Below are 10,576 nucleotides of genomic sequence, written 5' to 3' on the forward strand. Positions count from 1 at the left end.
CATAATGTGTTAAAATTATATTACAATTAGAATTTTATTATTGAATATTACTATTAGTTCTAAAAATATATTAAATAATATATTTTAAATAAACTTGGGTAATAGAAAATTTAACTAAATAAATTTCAGTATTAATATTATTTTGAAATTCTAAATATAAATTATTCAATTAAATATAATATATATTGCAATAATAAATTTGTATAATATGAAAAAAATTTTGCAAATGTTTTAGTATTCACTGTAAATTGTCAATTATACATTATTAATTGCGGTATATATTTTAAGAAAAAAAGAGAAAGACAATGTCTTTCTCTAAATTTTCTATTTGTTGCTAAGACCGAATCTCTTGTTGAATTTATCAACTCTTCCGCCAACATCAACGATTTTTTGTTTACCAGTGAAGAATGGGTGGCATTTAGAGCATATTTCAACTTTAAGTTCTTCTTTAACAGAACCAGTAGTGAAAGTGTTTCCACATGCACACTTAACCACAGCATCGTGATGGTATTCTGGATGTATGCCTTCTCTCATTATTTTTCACCTCTTTCAATTTGAATAATCAATAACTATTTGATTATATCATAGAGAATAATCTGCGTCAATAAAATTGTAGTTTTAAGTAAATTCAAAAAATATTATACATATAAATATCTTTTTATGGCAAGTATTAAATGTTATAATCGTTAATGATAAAGAAAAAGGAGATATAAGTACAAATGAGTAAGTTATATTTTAGATATGGAGCGATGAATTCAGGAAAATCAACGCATTTAATGCAGGTTGCACATAACTATGAAGAACGGGGAATGAAAGTACTGATATTAAAACCTAAAATTGATACTAAAGGTGGAGATACATTAGTTTCCAGATTAGGCGTTAACAGGCATGTAGATTTGTTAGTTTCAAAAGAGGACGATTTATTTGAAATAATTACTGAATACCTAAAAGAAGGAAAGAAAATAAATTGTATACTAGTAGATGAAGTTCAGTTCATGAAAGCAGAACAGATAGATCAGCTTTTTGAAATAGCAGTAAAGATAGATATTCCTATAATATGTTATGGACTTAGAACTGACTTTAGGACAGAAGGATTTGAAGGAAGTGCAAGACTTTTGCTTTTGGCTCATAGCATAGAAGAAATGAAAACCATATGTGCATGTGGAAGAAAAGCTTTATTTAATGGAAGAAAAATTAATGGTAAATTTGTATTTAAAGGCGAGCAGATTGCTATTGATGAACAAAATAATGTTGAATATGAATCATTGTGTGGACACTGCTATTACAAATACAAGGAAAATTTATAAGAGAGTAAGTGATGTATATAAATGAAAAGGCGTGATGTAGGAGGTCAGGCTGTAATTGAAGGTGTTATGATGAAGGGGAGTAAATGCCTTGCAACAGCTGTAAGAACTCCAAAAGGAAATATAGAAATAGATCGTAAAGATAGCAAACCCTTAACTAAGAAATACCCTATACTTAATATCCCGTTTATAAGAGGTTTTTTTGTACTTATAGATTCTATGAAAACAGGAATGGAATCATTAAATTATTCAGCAACATTTTTAGATGATGAAAATGAAGAACCAACAAAATTTGAATTATGGCTTCAGGATAAGTTTGGGAAAAAGGCTAATGATATAATAATAGGATTTACAATGATTGTATCATTTATATTTTCCATAGGATTATTTGTAGCTTTGCCTACAGGAATTGCATCTATATTTAAGCGTATAGGAGCATCTCATCTGGCATTAAATTTGATAGAAGCATTTATAAGGATAGGAATACTTATATTATATATGTATGTAATAAGTAAGATGAAGGATATATATAGACTTTTTCAGTATCATGGAGCAGAACATAAAACAATATTTTGTTATGAAGCAATGGAAGAACTTACAGTGGAAAATGTGAGAAAGCAGCCAAGGCTTCATCCTAGATGTGGAACAAATTTTATGTTTCTTATAATGTTTGTAAGTATAATTATTTTTTCATGTACTGGATGGGGTGGAATTGTTGAAAGGTTAGTGTTGAGGATTGTTCTTATACCCGTTGTTACAGGCATAAGTTATGAATTGATAAAGTGGCTTGGAAAAGATGATGGAAAACTTGCTAAGATAGTAGCATATCCAGGTCTAAAACTACAGTTGCTTACAACAAAAGAACCAGATGATTCTCAAATAGAAGTTGCAATTGCATCATTAAAAGCTGCGGAAGGAATTGAGAATATTGAATAGAAAAATGACAATTGAAGAATTAATCAATATGGGGACAAAAAAATTAAGAGACAGTGGAATAGAGACAGCTAGACTTGATTCAGAATTATTGCTTGGAAATGTAATAGGAAAAGAAAGGCTGTATCTTATAACTCATAAAGAAGAAAATGTCGAAGAAGTATTGAGCAACAGTTTTTTTGAAATGATTTCAAAGAGAAGCAGAAAAATGCCGGTGAAATATATTTTAAATAAATGTGAATTTATGGGTATTGAGCTTCATGTTGAGGAAGGGGTATTAATACCAAGAGGAGATACTGAACTATTAGTAGATGAAGTATTAAAAAACATTAAGAAGGATGATGAAAAGCAAATATGTGATTTATGCTGTGGTTCAGGTGCAATAGGTATATCAATGGCATATTTAAGAAAAAATATTAGAGTTGATATGTTGGATTATTATCCTATTCCAAAGAAAGTTACGTTAATAAATATAAAAAAGTACAATCTTGAAGAAAGAGTTTCATTTATAGAGAGCGATCTCCTTGATGTAGCAATAAAGAAATCAAAAAAATATGATATCATAGTATCAAATCCACCATACATTGAAACTGATGAAATAGGAAAACTTATGGATGATGTTAAAAAATATGAACCTCATACTGCGTTGAATGGTGGAATTGATGGTCTGGATTTTTATAGAAAAATTGCAACAGACAGTATTAAAGTTCTAAATGAAGATGGAATACTAGCATTTGAAATAGGATATAATCAAGGTGAAAAAGTAAAATCCCTTATGGAAGATAATAATTTTAAAGAAATAAGAGTAATTAAAGATTTTGCTGGTTTGGATAGAATAGTGATTGGACATTTATAAAATTATGAATTAATGAAATATAAACATATCCATAAATGTTATGGTAAAATGTGTATAGAAGTTTTGTTTAAATTATTAATGACAGTTATTGTAGACTTGATTGATTAAGTATCGAAATATATGATATAATATAGAAATGCCAAAAATAAAGTACGGAGTGATTACATGTTATTAGATAAGTTAGAATTTACAGAAAATAAATATGAAGAATTATCAGTTAAAATCAGTGATCCATCAATAATGCAGAATCAGAATGAATGGAGAAAACTTTGTAAGGAACATGCTGATCTGGAAATTATAGTGAATGCATATAGAGAATATAAAAAGGTTGTTGAAGATTTAGAAGCTAATAAAGAAATGTTAAGCGAAGAAAGTGACAAAGAAATGAGAACAATGCTTAATGAAGAAATTTCTGATCTTACAGCAAGGGAAGAGGAATTAGAAAATCAGATACAAATATTATTGTTACCTAAAGATCCTAATGATGATAAAAATGTATTTGTTGAAATTAGAGGTGGAGCTGGTGGAGAAGAAGCTGCACTGTTTGCTTATAATCTTTTTAGAATGTATACAAGATATGCTGAAAATCAAAGATGGACTGTTGAAATTATGAGTTTAAATGAAACAGATCTTGGTGGATTTAAGGAAGTTGTATTTATGATTAAAGGTCATGGAGCATATTCCAAATTGAAATATGAAAGTGGAGTTCATAGAGTACAAAGAGTTCCAGATACTGAATCAAGTGGAAGAATTCATACATCAACAGCTACAGTAGCTGTATTGCCAGAAGTTGATGATGTTGAAATTGAAATTAATGAAAAAGACATAAGAATAGATGTGTTTAGAGCATCAGGAAATGGAGGACAGTGTGTTAATACTACAGATTCAGCAGTTAGAATAACACACTATCCAACTGGTCTTGTAGTTTCATGTCAAGATGAAAAATCACAGTTGAAAAATAAAGAAAAAGCTATGAAGGTATTAAAATCAAGACTTTATGAAAAAGCTGAAAGAGAAAGAGCTGAAGGAATAGCAGAAGACAGAAAGAGTCAGGTTGGTACTGGAGATAGAAGTGAAAGAATTAGAACTTATAATTATCCACAAGGAAGAGTTACTGATCATAGAATAGGATTAACTCTATATAAATTAGAAACATTTTTAGATGGAGACATCGATGAAATGATTAATGCTTTAATTACAGCGGATCAAGCTGAAAAAATGAAAGCAATGGGTAATACACAAGAATAATAATTACTTAATTGGGGATTGTATCATAATTAGTTTTAGGAAATACTATAATTGTTTTCTTAATTATATTTTGAGACAGTCCCTTTAATAAAGTAATTGGGGGAATTGAGATGGACATATATACAGCTATAAAGAAAGAAAAATTTCATTTTAAAGTATTTCTTATCACTATGTTTATAATTTCAATCCTTCTTCCAATAGCAATTGTATTGACAAATTTAACTAGAATATTTTATTTAAGTTATTTAGGGGTTATTGAATTTTTAATAGTGATATCTATAATAATACGTTTAAATTATTATAAAGTAACATACAGATGTGCTAATAATAGGCTCATATTTAAAATAGGAATTTTCACCAAAGAAAGTTTGATAATATGTGATAAAGTTGCAATAGTACATACCAGCAAATCAGATTATGATTTAGAAATAGTAATAATAACAAGTGTAAAATTTAAAAATAAATCTCTTAGAAATGTTGATAAAAATTTCTTTAAAAGGTATCCTCAAGTCGAAAGTGAGTATAATTATATAACTAAATTAAATCCTGACAAGGAATATTATTTTCAAGTTATAAGAAGAGGCGGACTGAAAAAATATCTATTATTAGACATAATATATAAAAATTGTGTTCAGGCAATATATACAGAAGAGAGTATTCAAAATATAAAAATTGCTAGAGGTCAGACTATAGTTTAATAGAAGGAAGGTAAAGCGTTGAATACAAGAGTTAGTGAGATAAAAGATATTCTAAAAGAAGAAGATAAGATAAAGGAAGCAGCACAAATTATAAAAAATGGAGGTATTGTTGCATTTCCAACAGAAACAGTATATGGGCTTGGAGCAGATGCGCTTAATGAAGAGGCAGTAAAAAAAATTTTTATTGCAAAGGGAAGACCACAAGATAATCCTCTTATAGTTCATGTAGCATCAAAAAATATTGATAAATATGTTCAGGATGTTCCAGAAATAGCATATAAACTGATGGATAAATTTTGGCCAGGACCTCTTACAATAATATTAAAAAAAAGAGATATAATACCTTATGTAACAAGTGCAAATCTTGAATCAGTAGGAATACGAATGCCTGATAATGAAATTGCACGAAAACTTATAGAAATGTCAGGAACAGTAATAGCCGCACCTTCAGCAAATATAAGTGGAAGACCAAGCCCTACAGATATTAAGAGATGTATTGAAGATCTTGATGGTAGAGTTGATTGTATTATAGGGGGAGATATAAGTAGAATTGGAGTTGAATCTACAATAGTGGATTGTACTGTAAATCCTCCTCTAGTTTTAAGACCGGGTGGAATAACATTAGAGATGTTAAAAGAAATTGATTCCAAAATAGAAATAGATAAGGCTATAATGCAGAAACCAAGCGAAAATTTAAAACCTAAAGCACCAGGAATGAAGTACAGACATTATGCGCCCAATGCAAAAGTTATAATAGTTTCAGGAAATAGAAAAAATACTGTTGCAAAGATAAAAGAAATGGTAAACTATAATATAGAAAAAAAGAAAAATGTATGCATATTGACTGTACGAGAAAATGAAAGTGAATATGATAAAGGAACAAAAATTATATTAGGAAGTCTTATGGATTTATCAACAGTTGCTGCGAATTTGTTTGAAGCATTAAGAAGATGTGATGATTTAGGCGCAGATTTAATTCTTGCAGAAGCCTATGAAGAAAAAGGTGTCGGAGTTGCTATAATGAATAGACTTAACAAAGCAGCTGGATTTGATATTATTAATGTTTAAATTTTAGGAGGTATTTTATTATGAAAATTGCAATAGGTTGTGATCATGGTGGATTTGAATTAAAAAATGAAATCATAAAGTATTTAGAAAGTGAAAAATATGAAATAAAGGATTTTGGAACATATTCAACAGAATCATGTGATTATCCTGACATCGCACAGCCGGTAGCAGAGGCTGTAGCAGCAAAAGAATTTGATTTCGGTATTTTAATATGTGGAACAGGAATTGGAATAGGAATAGCAGCTAATAAGGTTCCAGGGATAAGAGCTGCATTATGTTCTGATACATTTAGTGCACATGCAACTAGAGAACATAATGATGCTAATATATTGACTATGGGACAACGAGTTGTAGGGCCAGGTCTTGCAATAGATATAGTAAAAACATTTTTATCATCAAAATTTGAAGGTGGCAGACATATAAACAGAATAAATAAAATTAATGCTATTGAAGATAAATATAATAAATAAAATATATGTACATATAGATAAAGTTGATTAAAAACCAGTATTTTATTGTTTTTACAAAAAGTAATAGTATACGAATTTTGGAGGAATTAAAATATGAGTAAAGTAACAGAAATAAACCATCCCTTAATATTACATAAATTAGCTATTTTAAGAAACGAAAAAACAGGTTCAAAAGAATTTAGAAATTTAGTAGAAGAAATATCTATGCTTATGGCATATGAAGTTACAAGAGATTTAAGTACTGAAGAAGTTGAAGTTAAAACTCCAGTAGCTATAGCAAAATGTAAAATGCTTGCAGGAAAGAAAATGGCAGTTGTACCTATATTAAGAGCAGGCCTTGGAATGGTTGATGGAGTTCTTAATTTAATTCCAGCAGCGAAGGTTGGACATATAGGACTGTATAGAGATGAAGAAACTCTTCAGCCTGTAGAATATTTCTGTAAATTACCTCAAGATATAGCAGAAAGAGATGTAATTGTTGTTGATCCAATGCTTGCAACAGGGGGATCCTCAATTGATGCTTTAACAATGTTAAAGAAAAGGGGAGCTAAACATCTAAGATTAATGTGTTTAGTTGGAGCACCAGAAGGAATAGAAGCAGTACAGAAAGCTCATCCAGATGTAGATATATATCTTGCTTCTATAGATGAAAAATTAAATGAGCATGGTTATATAGTGCCTGGTCTTGGAGATGCAGGAGACAGATTATTTGGAACTAAATAATAATTAGAGGTGTTGGATATGAATAGACGAGACAAACATAATTATTATTTGGATATTGCTGAAACTGTATTAGAGAGAGGCACATGTATAAGAAGAAATTATGGTTCGATAATTGTTAATAATGATGAGATAATTTCTACGGGTTATACAGGTGCACCAAGAGGAAGAAAAAATTGTATAGATTTGCATCAATGCATAAGGGAACAACTTAATATACCTAGAGGAACACATTATGAATTATGCAGAAGCGTTCATAGTGAGGCAAATGCAATTATCAGTGCATCCAGAAGGGATATGATAGGAGCTACATTATATCTTGTAGGTAAAGATGCAAAAACAAAAGAGTATGTTGAAAACGCAAATTCATGTTCAATGTGTAAAAGACTTATTATAAATTCGGGGATTTCTTATGTTGTAATTAGAGATTCTAAGGACAACTTTAGAGAAATATGTGTTAACTCATGGATTGAAAATGATGATTCGATGAAGCTGAATACTGAATTTGGCTACTAAATATTAAAAATGTGAGTTAAAGTGGCAAAGTTGGAGGTATAATAGTGATAAAGAAAAAAGTTATTACCATTTTTGGAACACGTCCAGAAGCAATAAAAATGGCACCTTTAGTAAAGGAATTGGAACAAAGAGAAGAAATTGAATCAAAAGTATGTGTAACAGCACAACATAGAGAGATGCTAGATCAAGTATTGGAATTATTTGATATAACTCCAGATTTTGATTTGAATATAATGAAAACTAGACAGAGCCTTACTGGAATTACAAATAAGGTTTTGGAAGGATTAGAAGAAGTATTTACAAAAGAGAAGCCTGATATGATACTTGTTCATGGAGATACAACCACTACATTTGCAGGAGCTCTTGCTGCATTTTATCAACAGATAAGAGTTGGTCATGTAGAAGCAGGTCTTAGAACTTTTAATAAATATTTTCCATTTCCAGAAGAAATGAATAGAAAACTTACTGGAAGCTTGGCTGATTTACACTTTGCACCTACAAAAGGATCAAAGAATAATCTTTTAAGAGAAGGTGTAAATCAAGATGATATTTATGTAACTGGGAATACTGTAATTGATGCAATGCAACATACAGTTCAAGAAGATTATGTATTTGAAACTGAAGAATTAAATAATATTAATTTCAATAAGAAAGTTATAATGATAACTGCACATAGAAGAGAAAATTGGGGAAAAGGAATTGAAAATATCTGTGAAGCCTTAAATAAAATAGTTGAGCAGAATGAAGACGTTGAATTAGTTTATTTGGTTCACTTAAATCCAGTAGTTAAAGATGTTGTTTTTGAAAAACTTGGTAATAAAGAAAGAATTCATTTACTATCTCCATTAGATACAAAAGAAACTCATAATTTAATGAATAAATCATTTATGGTTATGACTGATTCGGGAGGATTACAGGAAGAGGCACCTCATCTTGGAAAACCAGTTCTTGTTTTAAGAGATGTTACTGAAAGACCAGAAGCAGTTGAGGCTGGAACAGTAAAACTTGTTGGTACTGATGTAGATACCATTGTAAATGAAGCGAATAGATTACTTCAAAATGAAGAAGCTTATAATCGTATGAGCAAAGCAATTAATCCATATGGAGATGGAAATGCATCTAAAAGAATTGTTGATGCAATATTAAAATATTATGGGTTAAATGATAAAGAAGTTGAAGAATTTAAAAGATAATTATAGGATAAAAGGATGAATTAGTAAAATAATTTATCCTTTTTTCTATTTAGAGAATTTTTATTGAACTTTGTCTAAATTTTAACAATAAACCCTTGATAAAAAAACTAGAAATGGTATAATTATGTTGTGTTAATAATTTAACGAAAAGTAAATAAAAAACATAATTTTAATTATTTAAATATCTAAGGTATATATTTTAGGAGGTAAGTCATGAAAGACGTAGTTATCGTAAGTGCAGTAAGAACAGCATTAGGAAGCTTTGGTGGATCATTAAAGGATATTCCAGCACCAGAATTAGGAGCAACAGTAATTAAAGAAGCTGTAAAAAGAGCTAACATAAAACCAGAATTAGTAGAAGAAGTAATTATGGGAAATGTTATACAAGCAGGTCTTGGACAAAATACAGCAAGACAAGCTACTTTAAAAGCAGGTCTTCCACAAGAAGTTCCAGCTATGACAATTAATAAAGTTTGTGGATCTGGATTAAGAGCAGTAAGTTTAGCAGCTCAAATGATTAAAGCAGGAGATGCTGATGTTATTGTTGCAGGTGGTATGGAAAACATGTCAGCAGCACCATTTGCATTACCAACTGCTAGATGGGGACAAAGAATGAATAACGGAAAAATGGTAGATACTATGATAAATGATGCTTTATGGGATGCATTTAACAACTATCATATGGGTGTAACTGCTGAAAATATAGCAAAAGAATGGGGAATAACTAGAGAAGAACAAGATGCTTTCTCAGCAGCTTCTCAACAAAAAGCAGAAAGAGCTATAAAAGAAGGAAGATTTAAAGATGAAATAGTTCCAGTAATGATTCCTCAAAGAAAAGGTGATCCAAAGGTATTCGATACAGATGAATTCCCAAGATTCGGAACTACTCCTGAAACTTTAGCTAAATTAAAACCATGCTTTATAAAAGATGGTACAGTAACAGCTGGTAACGCTTCAGGAATAAATGATGGAGCTGCTGCATTTGTAGTTATGAGTGCTGAAAAAGCTGAAGAATTAGGAATCAAACCATTGGCTAAAATCCTTTCATATGGTTCAAAAGGATTAGATCCAGCTATAATGGGATATGGTCCATTCCATGCAACTAAGAAAGCTTTAGAAGTAGCTAATTTGACAGTAGAAGATTTAGATTTAATAGAAGCTAATGAAGCATTTGCAGCTCAAAGCTTAGCTGTAGCTAAAGACTTACACTTTGATATGAGCAAAGTTAATGTAAATGGTGGTGCTATAGCATTAGGACATCCAGTTGGAGCATCAGGTGCAAGAATTCTTGTTACTCTTCTTCACGAAATGCAAAAGAGAGACGATGCTAAAAAAGGTTTAGCAACACTATGTATTGGTGGCGGTATGGGAACAGCTGTCATTGTTGAAAAGATGTAATTTAATATTTAGAAGATTTTTTAAAGGCTATTACAAATATGTAATAGCCTATTTTTTATTATGTAGGAAATTATACAATTTTTTTAGATTCAAATTTAGTAATTTAATAGAGTTTGAGATATGAAGTTATTAAAATGCTATCAATGAAGTAAGTTGTGGAGCCACTATTTTT

General features: G+C 30.0%; 10 protein-coding genes and 1 pseudogene. 10 read left to right on the top strand and 1 reads right to left on the bottom strand.

Annotation, left to right across the window (positions count from 1 at the left end; genetic code table 11):
• Window positions 1-324: 324 nt before the first annotated feature.
• A complete protein-coding gene (gene rpmE, locus Q0F58_RS14530; protein ID WP_293977048.1) occupies window positions 325-534 on the bottom strand; it encodes a 50S ribosomal protein L31 in 210 nt (69 codons plus the stop codon).
• A 185-nt stretch (window positions 535-719) separates the two neighbouring features.
• Here rpmE and Q0F58_RS14535 point away from each other — a divergent pair, with 185 nt between their 5' ends.
• The 10 genes and pseudogenes from Q0F58_RS14535 (at window position 720) to Q0F58_RS14585 (ending at window position 10,404) form a co-directional block, all read left to right on the top strand.
• Complete coding sequence (locus tag Q0F58_RS14535) at window positions 720-1,307, top strand: thymidine kinase (RefSeq protein ID WP_294378013.1); 588 nt, start codon at window positions 720-722, stop codon at window positions 1,305-1,307.
• A 21-nt stretch (window positions 1,308-1,328) separates the two neighbouring features.
• Window positions 1,329-3,093: pseudogene (gene prmC, locus Q0F58_RS19675) on the top strand (peptide chain release factor N(5)-glutamine methyltransferase).
• Between the two features lie 165 nt (window positions 3,094-3,258).
• The gene (gene prfA, locus Q0F58_RS14550; protein WP_294378020.1) at window positions 3,259-4,341 is read left to right on the top strand and encodes a peptide chain release factor 1; all 1,083 of its coding nucleotides are present in this window, start codon (window positions 3,259-3,261) and stop codon (window positions 4,339-4,341) included.
• 110 nt (window positions 4,342-4,451) lie between these two features.
• Complete coding sequence (locus Q0F58_RS14555) at window positions 4,452-5,039, top strand: hypothetical protein (protein WP_294378022.1); 588 nt, start codon at window positions 4,452-4,454, stop codon at window positions 5,037-5,039.
• Window positions 5,040-5,057: 18 nt separating this feature from the next.
• Window positions 5,058-6,107 (top strand): L-threonylcarbamoyladenylate synthase, encoded by a 1,050-nt coding sequence (locus Q0F58_RS14560; protein ID WP_294378024.1) that lies wholly within the window; start codon window positions 5,058-5,060, stop codon window positions 6,105-6,107.
• A 20-nt stretch (window positions 6,108-6,127) separates the two neighbouring features.
• Window positions 6,128-6,577 (top strand): ribose 5-phosphate isomerase B, encoded by a 450-nt coding sequence (rpiB, locus tag Q0F58_RS14565; RefSeq protein WP_294378026.1) that lies wholly within the window; start codon window positions 6,128-6,130, stop codon window positions 6,575-6,577.
• Between the two features lie 93 nt (window positions 6,578-6,670).
• Window positions 6,671-7,300, top strand: a complete 630-nt coding sequence (upp, locus tag Q0F58_RS14570; RefSeq protein ID WP_294378028.1) for a uracil phosphoribosyltransferase — start codon at window positions 6,671-6,673, stop codon at window positions 7,298-7,300.
• Window positions 7,301-7,318: 18 nt separating this feature from the next.
• Window positions 7,319-7,813, top strand: a complete 495-nt coding sequence (locus Q0F58_RS14575; RefSeq protein WP_294378033.1) for a deaminase — start codon at window positions 7,319-7,321, stop codon at window positions 7,811-7,813.
• Window positions 7,814-7,857: 44 nt separating this feature from the next.
• Window positions 7,858-9,006 (top strand): non-hydrolyzing UDP-N-acetylglucosamine 2-epimerase, encoded by a 1,149-nt coding sequence (gene wecB, locus Q0F58_RS14580; RefSeq protein ID WP_294378036.1) that lies wholly within the window; start codon window positions 7,858-7,860, stop codon window positions 9,004-9,006.
• Window positions 9,007-9,219: 213 nt separating this feature from the next.
• Window positions 9,220-10,404, top strand: coding sequence for an acetyl-CoA C-acetyltransferase (locus tag Q0F58_RS14585; protein ID WP_294378039.1), 1,185 nt, complete (start codon window positions 9,220-9,222; stop codon window positions 10,402-10,404).
• The last annotated feature ends 172 nt before the right edge of the window (window positions 10,405-10,576 follow it).

Source organism: uncultured Clostridium sp. (assembly GCF_934754915.1).
Lineage (GTDB): Bacteria > Bacillota > Clostridia > Clostridiales > Clostridiaceae > Clostridium.